The sequence below is a fragment of the Qipengyuania pacifica genome, from assembly GCF_019711555.1.
GTDB lineage: Bacteria > Pseudomonadota > Alphaproteobacteria > Sphingomonadales > Sphingomonadaceae > Qipengyuania > Qipengyuania pacifica.
This window is the reverse complement of record NZ_JAIGNQ010000001.1, coordinates 957,315-975,699: the sequence shown is the minus strand read 5'-3', so window position 1 is coordinate 975,699 and position 18,385 is coordinate 957,315. Positions and strand designations below refer to the sequence as shown.

Annotated in this window: 17 protein-coding genes; 8 read left to right on the top strand and 9 right to left on the bottom strand. The window is 59.5% G+C overall.

The window, feature by feature from the left end; translation table 11 throughout:
- Window positions 1–15: 15 nt before the first annotated feature.
- On the top strand, window positions 16–330 hold the full coding sequence (locus tag K3177_RS04785) for a hypothetical protein (protein WP_247714222.1): 315 nt from the start codon (window positions 16–18) through the stop codon (window positions 328–330).
- Window positions 331–341: 11 nt separating this feature from the next.
- On the opposite strand, the gene K3177_RS04780 is transcribed toward K3177_RS04785, so the two are convergent.
- On the bottom strand, window positions 342–1,385 hold the full coding sequence (locus K3177_RS04780) for a phytanoyl-CoA dioxygenase family protein (protein WP_221597318.1): 1,044 nt from the start codon (window positions 1,383–1,385) through the stop codon (window positions 342–344).
- A gap of 13 nt (window positions 1,386–1,398) precedes the next feature.
- A complete protein-coding gene (gene kdsA / locus K3177_RS04775) occupies window positions 1,399–2,244 on the bottom strand; it encodes a 3-deoxy-8-phosphooctulonate synthase (protein WP_221597316.1) in 846 nt (281 codons plus the stop codon).
- A gap of 215 nt (window positions 2,245–2,459) precedes the next feature.
- Between kdsA and K3177_RS04770 the strand changes: the two genes are divergently transcribed.
- From K3177_RS04770 to K3177_RS04750, 5 genes are read left to right on the top strand one after another with little or no spacing between them, the layout of a single operon-like run.
- Window positions 2,460–3,446 (top strand): KpsF/GutQ family sugar-phosphate isomerase, encoded by a 987-nt coding sequence (locus K3177_RS04770; protein ID WP_221597314.1) that lies wholly within the window; start codon window positions 2,460–2,462, stop codon window positions 3,444–3,446.
- Window positions 3,447–3,490: 44 nt separating this feature from the next.
- Window positions 3,491–4,300, top strand: coding sequence for a 3-deoxy-manno-octulosonate cytidylyltransferase (locus tag K3177_RS04765; protein WP_221597312.1), 810 nt, complete (start codon window positions 3,491–3,493; stop codon window positions 4,298–4,300).
- A gap of 45 nt (window positions 4,301–4,345) precedes the next feature.
- Entirely contained in the window at window positions 4,346–4,954 is a 609-nt protein-coding gene (locus K3177_RS04760) for a histidine phosphatase family protein (protein WP_221597308.1), read from the top strand.
- On the top strand, window positions 4,951–6,660 hold the full coding sequence (locus K3177_RS04755) for a capsular polysaccharide export protein, LipB/KpsS family (RefSeq protein WP_221597306.1): 1,710 nt from the start codon (window positions 4,951–4,953) through the stop codon (window positions 6,658–6,660). Before K3177_RS04760 ends, K3177_RS04755 begins: the two co-directional genes overlap by 4 nt.
- A complete protein-coding gene (locus tag K3177_RS04750) occupies window positions 6,657–7,874 on the top strand; it encodes a glycosyltransferase family 4 protein (protein WP_221597304.1) in 1,218 nt (405 codons plus the stop codon). The genes K3177_RS04755 and K3177_RS04750 overlap by 4 nt, the downstream gene beginning before the upstream one ends.
- Here K3177_RS04750 and K3177_RS04745 read toward each other — a convergent pair.
- Complete coding sequence (locus tag K3177_RS04745) at window positions 7,859–8,515, bottom strand: sterol desaturase family protein (RefSeq protein WP_221597303.1); 657 nt, start codon at window positions 8,513–8,515, stop codon at window positions 7,859–7,861. The two genes, K3177_RS04750 and K3177_RS04745, sit on opposite strands and share 16 nt — an antisense overlap.
- A gap of 125 nt (window positions 8,516–8,640) precedes the next feature.
- Between K3177_RS04745 and K3177_RS04740 the strand changes: the two genes are divergently transcribed.
- The gene (locus tag K3177_RS04740) at window positions 8,641–9,393 is read left to right on the top strand and encodes an SDR family NAD(P)-dependent oxidoreductase (RefSeq protein WP_345725352.1); all 753 of its coding nucleotides are present in this window, start codon (window positions 8,641–8,643) and stop codon (window positions 9,391–9,393) included.
- Window positions 9,394–9,399: 6 nt separating this feature from the next.
- On the opposite strand, the gene K3177_RS04735 is transcribed toward K3177_RS04740, so the two are convergent.
- Entirely contained in the window at window positions 9,400–10,887 is a 1,488-nt protein-coding gene (locus K3177_RS04735; protein WP_247714221.1) for an LTA synthase family protein, read from the bottom strand.
- Between the two features lie 231 nt (window positions 10,888–11,118).
- Here K3177_RS04735 and K3177_RS04730 point away from each other — a divergent pair, with 231 nt between their 5' ends.
- Window positions 11,119–12,372, top strand: coding sequence for a capsule biosynthesis protein (locus K3177_RS04730; RefSeq protein WP_221597299.1), 1,254 nt, complete (start codon window positions 11,119–11,121; stop codon window positions 12,370–12,372).
- 27 nt (window positions 12,373–12,399) lie between these two features.
- Here K3177_RS04730 and K3177_RS04725 read toward each other — a convergent pair whose 3' ends face one another.
- The 5 genes from K3177_RS04725 to ubiB form a co-directional block, all read right to left on the bottom strand.
- A complete protein-coding gene (locus K3177_RS04725) occupies window positions 12,400–14,094 on the bottom strand; it encodes a bifunctional phosphopantothenoylcysteine decarboxylase/phosphopantothenate synthase (protein WP_221597297.1) in 1,695 nt (564 codons plus the stop codon).
- A gap of 149 nt (window positions 14,095–14,243) precedes the next feature.
- Window positions 14,244–14,405, bottom strand: a complete 162-nt coding sequence (locus K3177_RS04720) for a hypothetical protein (protein WP_221597295.1) — start codon at window positions 14,403–14,405, stop codon at window positions 14,244–14,246.
- A 96-nt stretch (window positions 14,406–14,501) separates the two neighbouring features.
- Window positions 14,502–15,716, bottom strand: a complete 1,215-nt coding sequence (locus K3177_RS04715; protein ID WP_221597293.1) for a hypothetical protein — start codon at window positions 15,714–15,716, stop codon at window positions 14,502–14,504.
- Window positions 15,713–16,846, bottom strand: coding sequence for a hypothetical protein (locus K3177_RS04710; RefSeq protein WP_247714220.1), 1,134 nt, complete (start codon window positions 16,844–16,846; stop codon window positions 15,713–15,715). Before K3177_RS04710 ends, K3177_RS04715 begins: the two co-directional genes overlap by 4 nt.
- Window positions 16,813–18,381 carry a 2-polyprenylphenol 6-hydroxylase gene (gene ubiB, locus K3177_RS04705; RefSeq protein WP_196847674.1) on the bottom strand — a complete coding sequence of 523 codons (1,569 nt, stop codon included), beginning with the start codon at window positions 18,379–18,381 and terminating at the stop codon, window positions 16,813–16,815. Before ubiB ends, K3177_RS04710 begins: the two co-directional genes overlap by 34 nt.
- Between the last annotated feature and the right edge of the window lie 4 nt (window positions 18,382–18,385).

Sequence of the window (18,385 nt, the reverse complement as noted above, 5' to 3'; positions counted from 1 at the left end):
GGACCACAGGGAGGCTTGCGCATCGAATTCGCCGAACACACATTGGTAGCGCTCGCGATACAAATCATCGTCGGGCTCTTGACCCGGAACTGGTGGGCCGGAGCGTTGCTTGCGTGTGGATATTTCATCGGGCGGGAATTGGCGCAGGCGGAATACCGATGGATCGAGCAATTCGGGCATGGCCTCCGGGCCAACGCCCCTTGGTGGGCCGCTTTCGATCTGAAGGTTTGGACTAAAGCCGACCAGTTCGCCGATGTTATAGGCCCGATCATTGCAACGTCGGCGCTGACCTGGGTCATGCTGAGACGTGATAGACGCCCGCGCACCTAGTGCGAATTCATTCAGCCGGTAGCACTATCGTCCATAGGTCTACGCCTGCCGACGTCCTGCCACGGCTGTCCGATGGTCTTTTCGAAGCGGTCGCGGAAGGACCAGAGCCAACCTACGCGCTTCTCGGCGATTCCGGGAATGCTCAGGGGATCCCCGCCCAGCCAAGGCAAGAACGGGTTGCGACGCGCATAAGACCAGATCTCAACCCGCTCCCTTGCCTTCTCTGCTGCGCCGCGAGCGTGGAAACCGCTGGTATCTGCTACGACGAGCGTGTTCTCCGGCAGTGCCAGAGCCTCTGCCGGGGGCAATCCCATTTGCGTCAGGCCTGACGCATCGACGCGTGGCGAACCGCGGGCAGACAAGCGATCAATTGACCGAGGATCAACGAGGCTCCTTTCGTGCTCCCACTCCATGCGTTTCGGCGTAAAGCGGTGCGAACCACGGACGTAGGTGAAGGGTCCGTCTTCTTTCGCGACCGGATTGAGGAATAGCCAAGCCTTCATGGACGCGTGAAAGCTGTCGGCATGAAGAACCTGCTGCGGATCGGTGCCCCCGCCGACGAGGTTGGAAACGATCGTTTGAACATAATGGAGCGGCGTAATGCGAAAGCTCGCCACGTAGTGGAATAGCGCATTGATATCTTTTCGTGCCAAGAACCGCCTAAGGTCCGGGGTTACCTGGAGCATTTCGGTATCGATTGCGATGCGACGCGTGATGGCATCGCCCTGGCGCATCTCCCGGGCGGGCCACTCGGAGTGCAGGATGGCCTCGCGGAGCTTTCTGAATTCCGCCGCTGGAACCACGTTTTCGATAACGACGAAACCGTCACGATCGAATGCTTCGCGCCAGTCGCTACGCACATGTTTTGCAAGACGGCGCCTGCGCCACCTGCACATTGCATCCGCAAAGCGTACGCGAGCGCGGTGAAGGCCCATCTGATTGAGGCGCTGCGACCCGATCAGGGGATGGTCGAGAAAGCTCTTCGCCGAGGTCCCCAATTGAAGAACGTGGATCGGCGCCAGCGCGATGGCCTTGGCTTTGTTGATCAAACTCATGCGGAGAAGGCCCTTACACCTCGGCCCGCAGCGAATCCTTGGCGATCTCGTCGATGGCCATGAGTTGAGACACGAGGGATTCGAATCGATCGAGCGGCAGCGCATTCGGGCCGTCCGAGAGCGCCGAAGCCGGATCAGGGTGCGTCTCCATGAATACACCGGCGACGCCGGCCGCAACGGCAGCGCGGGCCAGGAGGGGCACATACTGGCTTTGCCCCCCAGAGCGCGAACCCAGCCCACCCGGCTGCTGAACCGAATGGGTCGCATCGAAAATCACCGGGCAGCCTGTTTCCGCCATGATCGAGAGGCCGCGCATGTCGGATACAAGCGTGTTGTATCCGAACGACGTGCCTCGGTCGCAAAGCATGAAATTGTCGGTTTCTTTCCCCGCTGCAGCCGCCGCCTGGCGGGCTTTTGTTACGACATTCTGCATGTCGCCTGGCGCCATGAACTGTGCCTTCTTGATGTTGACCGGCTTTCCGCTGGCGGCAACGGCGACGATGAAGTCGGTCTGTCTAGCGAGAAAGGCAGGAGTCTGCAGAACATCAACGACTTCGGCCACGGGGTTGGTCTGATTCGCTTCATGTACATCGGTGAGGACCGGCAGCCCCGTTTCAGCACGAACTTTTTCGAGAATGCGAAGCCCCTCGTCCAAGCCAGGCCCGCGAAACGAGTCGCCCGACGTACGGTTGGCCTTGTCGAAGGAACTTTTAAAAATCAGCTGCACATCAAGGCGCCGGGCAATGGCGGCCAAGGTATCCGCAACATGAAGAGAATGTTGTTCGCTTTCGATCACGCACGGCCCGGCAATCACGAATAGCGGGGTTTCTGCCGTTATCTTGCGACCACACAGTATCATTTGTTCAAATCCATTCTCATCGACCGCTCTTTGAGGTGTTTTTACAACGCCCTACCGTAAATCTTGTAGAGTCCGCCCCAAAAATACATTCTGCTAGAAGTGACCGCTTGACATCACCAGCACCAAGAGGTGAACGAGCCGTTACGGGCGCCAAAGCGATTTCAAGATACGCGCCCCCTACATCGTTTTCCAGAGTTGCGCAGAAATTCCTTTCTATGATCAACGATACAATAGCCTCCGACCACATGGTCTCCGCCCTCAAAACGCTCGAGATCGAAATCGGTGGCCTGGAAGATCTGAAAAGTGCTTTCAAGCAGACCGGCCTTGGCGATGCTTTCGAACAGGCAGTGAACGCTTTCGCATCTGCCAAAGGGCGGATCATTGTCACCGGGATCGGGAAAAGCGGCCACATCGCCCGCAAGATTGCGGCAACTTTCTGTTCGACCGGTACCTCCGCGCTCTACCTGCATCCGGGAGAAGCCAGCCACGGCGATCTCGGCGCGATTTCGCGCGATGACGTAGTCTTCGCGATTACTTGGTCGGGCACGACACGCGAACTTGGCGACATCGTCAATTATTGCAGCATGCATCGACTGCCGTTGATCGTGGCGACCGCGAACGGGTCGAGCTGGGTCGGTGAAGCGGCCGATATCTGTCTGACCCTACCCGTCGTGCGGGAAGCGTGTCCGAACGAGCTTGCGCCGACATCATCGACGACCATGCAACTGGTTCTTGGCGATGCGCTTGCTGTCGCCCTGATCGAAGCTCGTGGTTTTTCGTCACACAGTTTCGGCCTGTTTCATCCCGGCGGTCGCCTGGGTGCGCAGTTGACGACGCTCGAGAAGGTCATGGGTGCGGACGAGGCTTTGCCGCGAGTCACTCTCGATGCCACTCTGCGCAGCGCAACGATCGAGATGAGCCGCAAACGCTATGGCTGCACTGCCGTGATCGATGCCGACGAGAAGCTTGTGGGCGCATTTACCGATGGCGATCTGCGCCGCTGTATCGCAATCCACGATCTCGACGATCCCATCGGAAGCCATATGTCGCCGCGTCCGGTGACCGCCGAGCCGTCCATGCCGGCAGCACAGGCTCTGACCTTGATGAACGATAACGCCGTTTCGGTCCTGTTCGTAACGGACAGCGAAAAGCTGGTCGGCATCGTTCACATGCACGATCTGGTTCGACTGGGAATCGGTTGAATTTTCCGCCAGCCGGAGCCGCGGTGCTGGCTGAAAGGATGAGGATGGAAAGCCGCGATCTCATAGTCATACCGGCGCGGTACGGATCAACCCGGCTGCCCGGTAAGCCGTTGTTGGCATTGGCCGGGCGCACTCTGCTAGAGCGAGTGATTGCCAATGCCCGCGAAGCCGCCGACCTTTGCGGCAATTGCGATTTTGTCGTGGCGACCGACGATGAACGAATTGCAGAACACGCCAATGCGCTGGACGCGAGATCCGTCCTGACCGATGGAGCGCTGGATTCCGGAACGGCCCGGGCACACGCCGCGGCGCTGAAATCGGGTAAGCCGGAACGCGTGATTTGCCTGCAGGGTGATGCTCCTTTCATTGCGCCGCAGACGATTGCATCGTTGGTAAAGATATTACGCGAAGGCAACGCGTCGGTTGCGACGCCGGTATATCAACTGGACTGGGCTAGGCTCGATCGGCTGAGGGCACATAAGCAGACCGCTCCCTTCAGCGGTACTACCTGTGTGAGGGATTCAGAGGGTCATGCTCTCTGGTTTTCCAAATCCATTCTGCCAGCAATGCGCAACGAGGCAGATCTCCGCAAGATGGATACATCGCCCGTCTGGCAGCACATGGGTCTATATGCGTACACGATCGAGGCGCTGGACTGGTTTGTCGGAAATTCGCCCGGAACTTACGAGATCCTGGAAGGGCTCGAACAATTGCGATTTCTCGAACATGGTTGGGAAATTGCGACTGTGCCCGTTGCACCGCCCGAGCACGCGCTGTCGGGTATCGACACTGCAGCGGACCTTGCCCTCGCGGAAGAAGCGATTGCAAAACTGGGCGACCCTTTCCCCGCGTAAGCGGGATGGTTGCGGCACCGGCGGCAAGCGCTAGAAGCCAGCAACATGTTCGTCATCGTTCGCCACGGCAACACATTTGAAACCGGCGATCAGCCGCGCAGGATCGGGGCCCCCACCGATCTGCCCCTAACAGGGCAGGGCATCGAGCAGGCCCGGGCGCTGGGCAGTCATTTCGCCGACATGGGATGGCAGTTTTCGCGCGTACTCGTTTCTCCGCTCAAGCGGACCCGGCAGACGGCTGGCGAAATCCTCTCGACGCAGGCGAATGCGCCCGAGCAAGAGTCAGCCGCATTCCTGCGTGAAATCGATCATGGTCCGGACGAGGACCAGCCCGAAGAGGTAGTCCTTGCCAGAATTGGAGAGGACGCACTCAGAGCATGGGAAACTGGCGCGGTGCCGCCCACGGGATGGAGCGTTGATCGCGAAGGGCGAATTGCCGCTTGGCGCGACCTTTTCGAAGACGCCGATCCCGGCGAGGCGACATTGCTCGTGACCAGCAATGGTGCGGCGCGGTTTGCATTGATGGCGGCGCAAGGTCTTAGCGATGCAGCCAGCACACGACCTTCCCTCAAACTTCCGACGGGCGGCTATGGCGTCATTGGCTACAGCGATTTGGGGCAATTACAGCTCGTAGCCTGGGGAGTGCGCCCATGACGCCCCTTCCCACCCCTGCCGCGTCCAGGTTGCTGCGTGCCCCCCCCTTCCCCGGCCTGGCGAATGCCATGTACATGTTTTCACCACCGCCCGAGGTGGATGCTCCGACCGGCGACACGCGGACGGCCTTGTTCAGATCCGTCAGCAACGCGCGTGTCGGGGGATCTTACTGGAGTGAGCCAATCGCTCCACTTGCTATCGACATGGCCATCCGGCCTCGTTCCGCGTCCGAGGCAGCGGAACTGCGCGCGCGTTTCGGGGCAGAGAAGACGATCTGCATCGGACACCCGCATGCATCCCCGCTGAGAACCGCCGCGCTCGATTACGGCGCAGATATCGATCCCTGGGCTGTCCTGTCGCAGACGGGGAAATTGGTTGCTCATGGTGATGATGAATGGGTCGCACTGGCCACCATCGCCGGTATTCACGTTCAAGTCTTATCGCCAGGCCGTTACGGCGAGCCGGGCGACGATGAGGAGACTCTGAAGAATAGGGCTGCGATGGCGTTGGCAGAGCCGATGCGCGATCCGTTTTCAGATGGCTGGCTCGAACCGGCAAAGGCTATCGAACTGCTGGCAGACTGGCGCAGAGTGATCGATGCCAATCGCGGCACCGCGGGGCAGACCATAGTCGCGGCATGCGGGATCAGCTGGTGGAAGCGCGAAGAAATCCGCCGGTTCCTTTGGGTGCCAGGCGAACCTTTGAAAATAGCGCGCACTTCAGCGGGCGCCCTGGCCGTTGCCGAGGCGCGTGGCGGCGCATTGGCTGTCTGGCCATCGCGCATCTCAAAATCCCTCCTCGCAAATGCAGAAAAACGAGGGGTACCGATCGTGCGCGTCGAGGATGGCTTCGTGCGATCGGTTGGCCTTGGCAGCAATCTGGTGCCTCCATCGTCCGTGATTGTGGACCGGCGTGGTATCCATTTCGATCCCGGCCATCCGAGCGATCTCGAGACGATTTTGCAGAATGAGGAATTCTCGCACGACCTGATCGAGCGTGCGCGCCTGCTGCGGAAGACGATCGTGGACACGGGCATCAGCAAATATGCGCGAGCAGCGAAGCGAATGGCCGCGCAGGTCATCGGGACGCGCGAAGGAAGGATCGTTCTGGTACCCGGACAGGTGGAAGACGACATGTCGGTGCTGGCCGGCGGCGGCGGGCTGACATCCAACCTCGAACTGCTGCGCCGCGTCCGCGCCGAAGAACCCGAAGCACAGATCTGGTGGCGCCCTCACCCCGATGTCGATGCAGGCCACCGCAATGGCGAGGTCGTGGATGCGGATGCCCTGCAATATGCCGACCGCATCGTGCGTGAAGAAGCGATGGTTGACCTACTCGATGCGGTAGACGCGGTTCATGTACTTACCTCGCTTTCCGGTTTCGAAGCGCTGCTGCGTGGCAGGGAAGTCATCTGCCATGGCATCCCGTTTTATGCGGGTTGGGGGCTCACACGAGATATGGCGACCACGCCGCCGCGCAGGTCGCGCATGCTCTCCCTGGACGAGCTCGTTGCTGGTGTGCTGCTGCTCTATCCCCGTTATCTCGACCCGGTGACAGGCATACCGTGCCCGCCCGAAGTGCTCGTGAAACGCATGGGTCAACAACAGATGCCCAACCGTCTTGGATGGATCGAACCGGTTCGCCGGTTCCAAGGACGCGTCATGGCGCGCCACCGCTCACGCGGGCAGAAGAAGGTTCACCGATGACCCGTGTTGTTCTGGATATATCGCGGCTGATTTCGCGTGTGCGGCATTCCGGCCCTTCCGGCGTTGACCGCGTAGAGATGTCCTATGCGCGTGGACTGCTTCGCCTGTACGGGCCCAAGCTTGCTTTTGCCGCCGTCCATCCGACCGGCCTTTATGGGAGGATTCCTCGCGAAACGGCCATCGCTTATCTGGACGAACTCGACAGGCGCTGGACAGCGACCGATCGATCTTCAGGGCAGCGAACTATCGCATCGGTCCTCCCATGGATGGCACAGCTGCTTCCGCGGCGTGCGGGAATCGGGTCCGCCGGCGTTCTGGTGCAAGTTTCGCCGCACCACCTCACGCACGCCGCCAAGATGCGGCGCATCCTGCAACGCGAAGAAGCCAGGTTCGTCTGCATGGTGCATGACCTGATACCGATCGAGTATCCGGAATATGCCCGGCCCGGTGGATCGGCGCTTCACGAAAAGCGGATGAGCACGGTGGCAGAGCTGGCTGATGCGGTGATCGTCAATTCGGCCGCTACGGGTGCTTCCTTAACGAGATGGGTCGAAAGCAAAGGCGGGATCCCGCCGCCGATCCACGTGGCGCTTCTTGGCACAGAGCCAATCGCGAAAGCGGCACCGCGCGTTTATGCCGATGGGAAGCCCTATTTCGTGTGTCTCGGCACCATCGAACCACGCAAGAACCATCTACTGCTGCTTCACCTGTGGCGCAAAATGGCTGAAACGCTGCCTTTGAACGATGTGCCGCGGTTGCTAGTGATCGGGCGCCGCGGGTGGGAGAATGAGCAGATCGTCGACATGCTCGAACGCTGCCCATCGCTCGGCCCGGTGCTGGAGGAGGTGAATGGTTGCGGCGACAGCGACCTGGCTGCGGCCGTCCGCGGTGCCCGCGCGCTGCTGATGCCGTCTTTTACCGAAGGGTTCGGCATGCCGATTGCCGAGGCCCTGTCGGTCAACACGCCGGTCATCGCGAGCGATATCGAAGCCCATCGCGAAATCGGCGGAAATGCTCCCGACTATCTGGATCCTCTCGACGGGCCGGGTTGGAAGCGGACGGTACTGGACCATACCCAGAATGGCCCGATGCGACGTGCGCAACTAACGCGCGTTGCCGCCTGGCAAGAGCCGGACTGGGATTCGCATATGGAGATCGCCGCGAAGGTGATCGAGGACGCCGCGCTTCTACCGAAGAATCATTCTGCGGAATGAACGGGCAACTCGCGCATGGCTTTGGCCGAAACTCGACCGGCGGAGCTAATTCGCGTGTCGAGCACATGGTCCCACAGCGGTGTCGTAACACCGAAGTTGCCGTCTTCACCCATGAAGTGATGACGCATGTGATGCTTCTTGATGACTTTCCCGATGCGCCCGCGCATGGACCATTGATGGCAGGCGTAATGGGTCAGATCGTACAGGACGTAGCCGACCAGGAATCCGAAGACGAACCAGGTGCCGGCATTCCCCGCCAGAGCGTAGCTGAGCGCCCATATGACCCCGGCGACGGGAAGGCTGACGATCGGCGGCATGAGATTGCGCAGATGATCGGTCGGCTGGGCATGGTGGTTGCCGTGGATCGCGAAGACCAACTGGCGCGCGGGAAGCCATTGCGGCTCCCAATGAAACAGATGTCGATGGGCGATATATTCGAACAGGCTCCACACGAGCAGACCGCCAAGGCTCAGGCCAACGGCCGTCGAAACGGATACCGTGCCCCAGCCGACGAAGGCGATAAGCGGCAGGACGACGATCCAGACTGCTGCAAACAGCCAAATGGACGCGAGCGTCAGCATCTCGAGAAACGGATTCTCGAAAAGAACGAGGCGCTTTTCTTTGGTAGTCGGACCCTTCATCACACGAATATCCCGATAGAAAAGGCACCCGATTGTCAACAAACAAGCGGTGAAACGCAGCTAATTGAGGATTTGAGGATACTCCAATGTGGCACAAGGGTCACGAAATGACGAAAGATGCATCCGTGACCAGAATTTTGTGCACCGGCGCCTCGGGAGCGCTCGGTGGAGCGCTCGCATCACTGCATGCAGCGCCGGGGGTACACCTTAGCCTTTGGGGACGTGACCGGACGAGACTCGGCCTGATAGCCGAAAAGGTCCGCAACGCAGGGGCAGAAGCGCAGGCGTTCTGCCTGGATCTCACGGATGGACAGGCGGCCATCGATTCCGTGCTGAGCCAAGACAAGGACGCACCATTCGATCTGGCCTATCTTGTCGCTGGCATCGGCGATACGCGCGCCAAGGGCGATCTGGTCGAAAATCCCGAGCTGGTCCTTCGCGCAGCCCAGATTAATTTTGCCACGCCAGCTGCAATGGCGGCAGCCATCGCGGGAAGGATGGCCGAGCGCGGTCATGGCCGGATAGTGGTGATCGGCTCCGCGGCGGGTCATCACTCTCTGCCATTTGCTGCGGGCTATTCCGGATCGAAGGCGGGATTGGCACGCTTTACGGACGCGTTGCGCATTGCCGTCGAGCCGTACGGCGTGAGCGTGACCCTAGCAGCCCCCGGGTTCATCGACACCCCCTCCACCCGCAATGCCTCATCAAGCCGGCCGATTGAATTAAGCGTGGAAGAGGCCGCGCGGCGCATCATCGAAGCGGGCAGACAGGGTAAGCGCCATTACGTGACGCCTTGGCAATTCTCGGCTCTGCGGATGGTGGACGCATTGTTGCCCGCCCGCCTTCGCGATCGGCTTTTATCCAAGCTCAAACCCTGAGTTGGCCTAACCCTTTTTCCGCCATTGGTTGCTCAGTGACAGGACCGCATGATGCAATTGCGCAGGCGTGAGGTCTTTGCGTTGGTTGCCACCAGAAATGACCCTTCCAGCGGCATCGAAGCGCAGAACCGCATATGGGGTATGTCGATCGCCGCCCGGCATGCTTGCCTCCGGAATGCTCGGACGGTGATCTCCAAAAAAGGCCAGCAGCGCTGGCTTTCCCAGCGCAGCGATGCCGTCGCGCAATTGGCCGAGCATGGAATCCCCGGCTTGAACCAGCCGATTATAGTGGGCGACGAGTGGCTCTCCCTCGCTGGACCATGGACCATGGTTTTCGATCGTCACCGCGTAAATGAAAGTCCGCTTGGTCGCGATCCGAGCAACCTCCAGTATTTTTGCCGCGAGCGCTGCATCCGAAATGTAGCGACCGTCGCCAGATGAAGGCCGATCGAACTCGCTGTCATCGATCAATTGGGAAAACCCAGCCTCGGGCAGTATCCGGTGGCGGCTGTAGAAACGCATGTCATGAGGGTGCACGAACACGCTCCGCCACCGATCGCCCCCCAATCTGTTTGGAAGCGCCAGCGCGCCATCCTTCAATGCCGTCAAATACGGATCGTAGCGGCGAAAGCCTAATTCATCTTCCTCGCGCCCGAATAGAACCCCATATTCGGTTCGCATGGTATAAGCTCCGAACCCGCTAACCAACAGGTTCCCCCAAAGGACCGCATCCTTCTTTGCAGCTTTGAGGTTTGACAGTTCGACACCCCGTTTTCCAAACAGTTCGACCGGATCGGCGAAGGATTCGCACTGGATCACGATGATGATCTCGGGTTCGGCGTTGGATGAGTATCCCGAGGCATCTGCCGAGTCCGGATCGTATGGGTCCGTTGCCGACGAGGTGCCCTTTTCGGCATCGCCTCGCCACCGAATCCAATACAACAACAAGGTACTCGCAAGCCCAAGTTTGGCAACATCTGCCTCCGCATCGGGCTCTGATGCCAGCGATTTAAAGGTCTTCGTCTCCAAAGAGATGCGCATGAGAATGAAGGTAATCAGACTGATACCCAAGCCAATCAGTCGAGTGACCAGATTTGCTTCGAACAGCCAACCGAACGCCGCAACGAGCACGGCCAGAGCGACAAGGCCGAGTAGTTTTTGAGATCGCTCCAAAGCAGAAAGATAGAACTGCGGATGCCTGAACACCGCACCGATCAAGGCCAGATCGGAAAATAACAATGGCTCGCCCAGCATGTCGTTCTTTGCGTTGGAAGCGACAACGAACAGAAGATTTAGTGCCAGAACGAGGACTGCAGCTAAAACAGCATTACCGCTTAAAAAAAGCAGAACGCCGAAGATGAACAAAGCAATTTGGACGAGCAGCAAGGAGCCTTGAACAGAACGAAGGGATGTTACGCTTCTTGGACGCGCAAAAATATCGACCAGCAGTGCAACAGGTGCGATTACTAACAGAGAAACCACGAGATGCATCATGTCAAACTCATGCCTTCCGGCTAGGGCGAAGAAACGCAAGTCGCAATTCATGAGATGTCAGTTTCAAGACTCTAGCCTCTTCATGTTCATAACAAGTCCGATAAGCGTCGCGTTTCACGCCAAGTGTCCTATGAAGGGGCGCAAGGATTGACGGTAGTGGTTGTTCAGAATTTCAAACATTTCAATGGTGATGCCCACCATGCAAGCGGCTCAGGCAATGAGCCCGAACCAATGACGGCGCGCGAACCGGATGAGGACCGAAAGCCGGATTCTCCGCGAACGGTGCTTTTGCTGCAAGGCTTGATGGGCCGGGTATTTCGCCGCCTCGGTCAAGAACTCATCAAATCCGGCCACAAAGTCTTCAAGGTCAATTTCAACGGTGGCGACCGGCTATTCTGGCGCCTTCCCGGTGGTATCGAATATCGCAAGTCGCTTGACGAATGGCCAGATACGCTACGGACCATCATCGCTGAGAAAGGGGTCACCGACGTTGTCCTGTTCGGCGATTGCCGCCCCCACCATCTGGTTGCCACCGCGGTATGCCGGGAACTGGACGTTCCGGTTCACGTGTTTGAAGAAGGTTACATCCGTCCGGACTGGGTCACTCTAGAACTTGGTGGTGTGAACGGGCATTCATCCCTGCCGCGCGATCCGGCTTGGTACCGGCAGTTTGCTGCAGAGTTGCCTCTTGTCCCCGAACATCGCCAGGTACCGTCTTCCTTTCGCCGTCGCGCCACGGAAGGACTTCTATTCAACGTCGCGGACATTTTCAGCCGCTGGTATTACCCGCATTGGGCCAATCATCGCCCCTGGCACCCCGTTATCGAAGGTATGGGATGGGCTCGCAAGCTCACTCGCGGGAAAGATCGCCGCAAAGAGGCTGTAGCGCTGACGGAAAGATTGCTGACTTCCGAGGAGCCGTACTTCCTGTTTCCGTTGCAGCTTGCTTCCGATGCCCAGATTCGTCTGCATTCACCGTTTGCGAGCATGACCGATGCACTGATGTTGGTCATCAGATCCTTTGCCGAGCATGCACCCGAGGACGCGCGCCTCGTAGTCAAGGAACATCCGCTGGATAACGGGGTGTATGACTGGCTTGAAGAGACCAGTTCGATCGCTGACTTGCTCGGCGTGTCCGACCGCGTGGATTATATGGCTTGGGGCGACATCGTGCCGGTGGCCGAGCGAGCGAAGGGGATGGTCACCATCAACAGCACGAGCGGTACGCTGGCGCTGGCCAAGGGAGTCCCGGTCATTGCCCTGGGACATGCCGTTTACGACATTCCCGATATCACGTTTCAGGATGGGATCGACCGGTTCTGGAGCGAAGCGAGCGCGCCCGACATGGAAACATTTGGTGCCTTTCGCCGTGTCCTGATCGAGCGGTGCCTGATTCCGGGCGGCTTCTTCTCCGAAGAGGCGTTGGACAAGGTCGTACGCCATGCCGTTGCCCGGTTCGAGGGCAAGGGATTGCTGCCCGAATAGCAGGCCAACGGCCTGAGAATCTTTGGGTCAGTCAGCGTCGTCCTCTACGGGGAAAAGTGCGGCTGCCGCGCGGCGCACAAGCTCCCGCGCCACATCCTCCTTCGGCATCTCCGGCAAGCTTTCGACCCCGTTAGACGTGACTATGTGCACCTGATTAAGGTCACCGCCCATCACGCTATCGCCTTCTGCACCTGAAACATTGTTTGCGATAATCCAGTCGGCGCCCTTGCGTTTGCGCTTGGACTTGGCGTTTTCGACTACATTTTCTGTTTCGGCGGCGAACCCAATCAAAAGTGCGGGTCGTTTACGACCGGCCGCTGTGCTGGCCAGAATATCCGGGTTTTCTGCTAGGATCAGCGCAGGCGGGGCAGAGCCGCGCTTTTTCATTTTTTCTCCTGCCACATGCCGACTTTTCCAGTCGGCAACTGCGGCCACCATGAAAGCCACATCTACCGGAAGTGCGCGGCGCACTTCTTCTGCCATGTCGTCCGCAGTTTCCACGTCGATGCGATCGACCCCGACCGGCGTGGGCAAATGTACCGGGCCGGCGACCAACGTGACACGCGCACCGGCCGCGGCAGCCATTGCAGCGATGGCAAATCCCTGTTTACCGCTGGACCGATTGGCAATGTAACGGACCGGATCGATAGGTTCGCGCGTGGGACCGGCAGTCACCAGAACGTGCTTACCAAACAGAGGTCGGTGGTCGGGATCGGGGTCGAACTCTGCCTGACCAGCAAGCGGCGAATCTTCGAAAGCAATACCCGACGTCTGTGCTTCCTCAACGCCCGGTTGCGGCATGGCACGCATGTCCTGCCGTGCCATTTCGTGATTGAGCGCAGCAGGATCAGTCGGTGGTGCGGAAGATGCCTTCCCTTTGCTCGCCAGAAGCGGGCCGCCATCCGCGATCGGCTCTTTAACTTCACCAAGACTTTCAGCTCCGAGCATGTCGGGCTCGGGCAGATCGTCCAATTCCGCTTCGATCTGGTCATGGCTGCGCTGCATAGTCGAACGGGGAATTATCATAGACAAGAGGCCCCCAAGGCCACCGCCACTTTTTACGACTTCCTCTTCGTCCTCTGGCTCGAGCGGTTCGTCCAGATCGTATTCGGTTTCTTCCCTGACCGCGGGAGCTGAAAGCTGTGCTTGCTTGAATACAGCCAGTTCGGGCACCTCTATATCGAGGTCGAGTTCCTGACCGATGCGCGCAAGGATCGCGGGCGGCTCGGGCATGCGCCCGGGGCCGAATTCGCCGCAAGCCATTGGCCCCTCGTCCGGATCCATAACTGCAACGCCGGCCTGGCGTAACCAATCTGCGTTTCGCTGCGTTGCCGAATGCTCCCACATCTTCACGTTCATGGCCGGAACGGCAAGCACCGGTTTATCGGTGGCGAGGATGAGTGTGGTCGCAAGATCATCGGCAATGCCGGCCGCCATCTTGGCAAGCAGGTCCGCTGTGGCCGGGCAAACGACCACGAGATCGGCTTCGCGACTGAGTTGGATATGACCCATTTCAACCTCGTCTTTGAGGTCGAAAAGCGATGTATAAACCTTGCTCTCACTAAGAGCGGCCAGCGCCATGGGCGTAACGAACTGCTGGCCGCCTTGCGTCAATACACAGGTGACGGAGCCGCCAGCCTTGCGAATCAGGCGGACGAGCTCGCAGGCTTTGTAAGCTGCAATGCCGCCACCGATGACGAGCAGGATTCGCGGCCCGCTCATACGAGGCGTTCCTGCGCTTGCATCATGTCCGTGCGTTGCCACTCGAACCGGCGAATGCATTCCCATAAAGCCATTGATGCGCTTGCTAGCGCCCCCCGTACATCAATGCCAGCGTTCAGCACTGGCGTTTTTCAATATTCACCCTAACGTCACATGGTGAAAAAAGAGGAAACGGGGAGGTCTTCATGCATGTCATCCTGAGCGCGATCCTGCTTGCACTGGCAATACTCGATCTGGTGATTGGTACCGGGTTTCTGATCGACCCTGGCAGTTCGGGCGCCGATTTCGGCCTTGCCATCGTCTCGATGCATGGAGAATCCACCCTCAGGGGCGATATGACCGCATTCTTCTACGTGACGGCACTGTCACTTGCATGGGGTGGCTGGAAGCGGCGGGGCGATGTCCTATTACCTGCTCTCGGACTGTTCGGCATCGCTCTGATTGGGCGCATAATCAATCTGGTCGTTGAGGGACCCTACCAAGGTTGGATGGTCCCGATGAGCGTCGAGGCGCTTCACTGCATTGTCATCATAATCGCTATGCGTGCGTGGGGGTGGCCGCGACGCGGACCTGATGGCAAGAAATAGATCGGTCACTGCACGCGGCGCGAAGGCCAGGCCTACCCCGTATGCGGGGACGAAAAGTCCCATCCAGTAAAAGTTTTCCTGCCGCGCAAAGATGGCAATGGCAGCGATGAAACCGGCAAACCAGGCGCTGGCGAAAACCCCCAGCCTTCCGCCTACGGCCAACCAGCCCAGCAGCGGCAGCACACCGAGCGGACCTGCCAGCCAGACTGGTAATGTTTGCAGCAATGTTGTGACATGTATGCCGTACAAAGCGAGCGCCGGCCCGACCATTCCGCTCCATCCCGGAGAGGTCAGGTCCCCGGGTTCACGTACACCGGCAACAGCGAACGCATGAAGCGCAAGGCCCAAGGCAATTATCATCAGCGTTCCGCAGATAGAGAGGACTTTCGCGCGTTCGCCAGCCAGGAATCCAGCGCTGCCCCACGCAAGGAGAAACGGCAACGCCAGTTCGCGCAGCGCAATGGCGCATGCTGCCAGGATTAGACTGCCGGTCCACAAACGGCCCACCGATAGGGCAAGTGCGAGCGATAACATCAGGCCAGCAAGGAGTTCGTGACTGAAAGGGATGTCCGGGATGAATGCGACCATTCCGAACAATGCTGCCAATCCGGCGCCGACAGCTGCTTCCACGCGGCCCCTGCCGCGCAAAGCCGCATACCAGGCAAGAACGTTGGCACCCCACATAAATGCTGCGATTGCACGCCACCCGTCGCTACCCCACAGCGCACTTGTCCAAGCCAAGACAGGAGTTCTTATCGTAACGAAAGGGCTGGTCGGCATGCCGAACTCACGGTGTTCTTTAGCCGCCGCTTCGTAATAATTCTCCCCCGCCGCGACCCGAGCATCGATAGCGCGATAGAGGTCCATATCGACCCGCTCTCCAAGCGCGAGCCTATGCTCTATATCTGCCTCATGCACAGAATTGCGCGCTTCCAGCGCGCGCACGTTCCATACGCACGCAAGGACCGTCGCAATCAGAAGCGCTGCTGCGCCCCAGCGTGGTAAAGCCGCGAGGGGACGGTCGGGCAAATTCATGCCTTCCCTCGCGCCGCACGGACCAGTGAGGGTAGCGCCATAGGCAGGAAAGCCAGGCCGATGAACATCGCCGGTGCGACGACTGCGCCCCAGTAGAAGTTGTTTGCCCTGCCCGCGAGCATGAATGCGAGACCATAGCCCAGATACAAAAAGGTACCCGTCGTGCCAGCGGACGATTTCCATCCGGCCCAACCCAACGCCATCAGTATCACTACAGGACTGGCCAGTTCATGTGGAAGCAAACGCAGGTTTGAACTCAGAACGATATTCCCGAGCCATCCGGAAAGGCCGCGCAGGACAAGCCAGTCCGGCCCTACTGGATCGGAAGGCACCTCCTGCACAGCTATCAACGACAGATGCCAAGCCATGATCGCTGCGAATACAGCAACCATCATGATCCAAGCCGTTGCTTCGCGCCAATCCTTGCGCCACGCCGCCATCGCCGCCATCAACAATACGAAGGGCAAAACCAGTTCGCGCAATGCCAGCGCCAGCGCAGCGACAAAGAGCGCCGCCCCCCAACGCCCCGGTCGATGAAGACCGAACGCCAAGGCGATCAGCATCCCCGCCCAAAGCTCATGCAGCACGAAGAAAGACCGATTGAGGCCGAGCGAACCGCCCATTGCCATCAGCGCCGTGCCGAGCAGGCGGAAGCGCGCACCGCCAGGCTCCTCGCCCAACCGTTTCCACCACGCCCAGATGCATGCGAAGAGTAGAGCGACCGCAAGGGCGATCATTGCAGGCTCGCCCAGCGAGGCATGAATCCAGGCGAGCGTCGGCAGACGCACGGCGAGACCCGGTCGCACCGGGTAATCGCGCGCGCGTTGCTCTTCCACGATGAAGTCGTAATAGTTTTCGCCGTGGCCGATCCGCTCGATCACACGGTCGTAGAACGCAAGATCCTCGTCCCGCTCGGATTCAGTCTGCCCGTTCGGCGCCCCATCGCCAATGAGCGATGGAACTTCCGATGGCTTTCCATCCAAAGTCGCGCTGAGAGGTGCGATAGCGGCAAGAACAAGAAGCGCTGCCACGACCAACAGCAGTATACGTGCGGGCCACCTGTCCCAGCCGGCGAAGCGATCCCACGGTGCCGCTTTTAGTTGATCCAGCCCTGCATTATCGCTGCCCATACTGCGAGACCCCCTGCCACCGCTGCTATCGTATAGCCCATCCAGCCGCGACCTGGTTCGGTGCGGCGCCGTCTTTCCCACATCAATTCGACATCGGGCAGGGGCGGTAGCTCCGGCGCGCCGCCCTTGGGCGGGAATCTATCCTCGATCCTGCGCACGAGTTCGGGGATGCGCAGCAAAGTCTGGGTGTCTTCGCGGATGCGATCGGCAATGGCTGCTTCCGGACCCAGTTCATCGCGAATCCAACTGCGAACGTATGGCGCGCTGACATCCCACATGTTGATTTTGGGATTGAGTTGCGTGGCGATGCCTTCGACCATCACCATGGTCTTTTGCAAGAGCAGAAGATGTGGCTGCGTCTGCATGTCGAAATCGCGCGTAATCGCGAACAGCCCGTCGAGCATCTGGCCAACGGAAAGCTCACTAACCGGTTTACCGCGCATCGGCTCGCCAACAGCCCTCAACGCGGTCGCGAACTCGTCCACGTTGTGATAGCTTGGGACATACTGCGCCTCGAAGTGAATCTCCGCAACGCGGCGATAGTTGCCCGTGGTCAGCCCATAGAGAATTTCCGCGAGCCACATGCGCGCGCGTCGATCGATCCGGCCCATGATGCCGAAATCAATGGCAGCGATGGTCCCATCCGCTTTCACGAACAGATTCCCTTGGTGCATGTCGGCATGAAAGAACCCGGCGGCAATGGCCTGCTTCAGGAAAGCGAGGACAAGCCTGCTGGCTATTTCGTCGGTATCGTGGCCCGCGGCCTTCAGCGCCTCGGTATTGCTGATTTTAATGCCATCGATCCAGTCGACGGTCATCACACGCCCATTGGTACGATCCCAGTCGATACCCGGAATTTCGTATCCTTCGGTCCCGACCATATGCTCGGCGAGTTCAGAAGCGCTGGCTGCTTCGCGCCGCAAATCGAGTTCCCGATTGGTCCAGCGCTTGAAGTTGGCAATGACGAGCCTGGGGCGAAGGCGGGCAGCTTCCACACCGAAACTCTCCAGATGAGCTGCCGCCCATTCATAGGTATCTATGTCACGCGCGAACCGTTCGCGAACGCCGGGCCGCAGGACCTTTACGGCAACCTGCCTGCCGTCGGTGGTCGTTGCGCGGTGGACCTGGGCGATGGAGGCCGCTCCGATCGGCACCGGATCGAATTCCGACCAGAGAGCTTCGAGCGGTTGCTCGAAACTGGCTTCGATGCTTGCCCTGATCTTTTCGAAGGGAACTGGCGGCAGATCGTCCTGCAATTTCAGCAAATTGCGCGCCGGCTCTTCGCCAACAAGATCTGGCCGCGTGGCAAGGGTCTGGCCCAGCTTGATGGCGGCAGGCCCGATGTCCCGGAAAGCCCCCGCGTAATCGCGCTCCCCACTGGTGCCTGTGAAAGCTACCCAACGGGCGAGCTTCGCCATGCGGCGCACGGGACCCGGTGCGTTGGGATCGTGTTCGATCCCTACCAACGCACGGTGTCGCGCAAGGGTGATGCCCCACTTGAAGAGCCGCCAGATATGCGTTGCTGGTCGCGTCACCAGG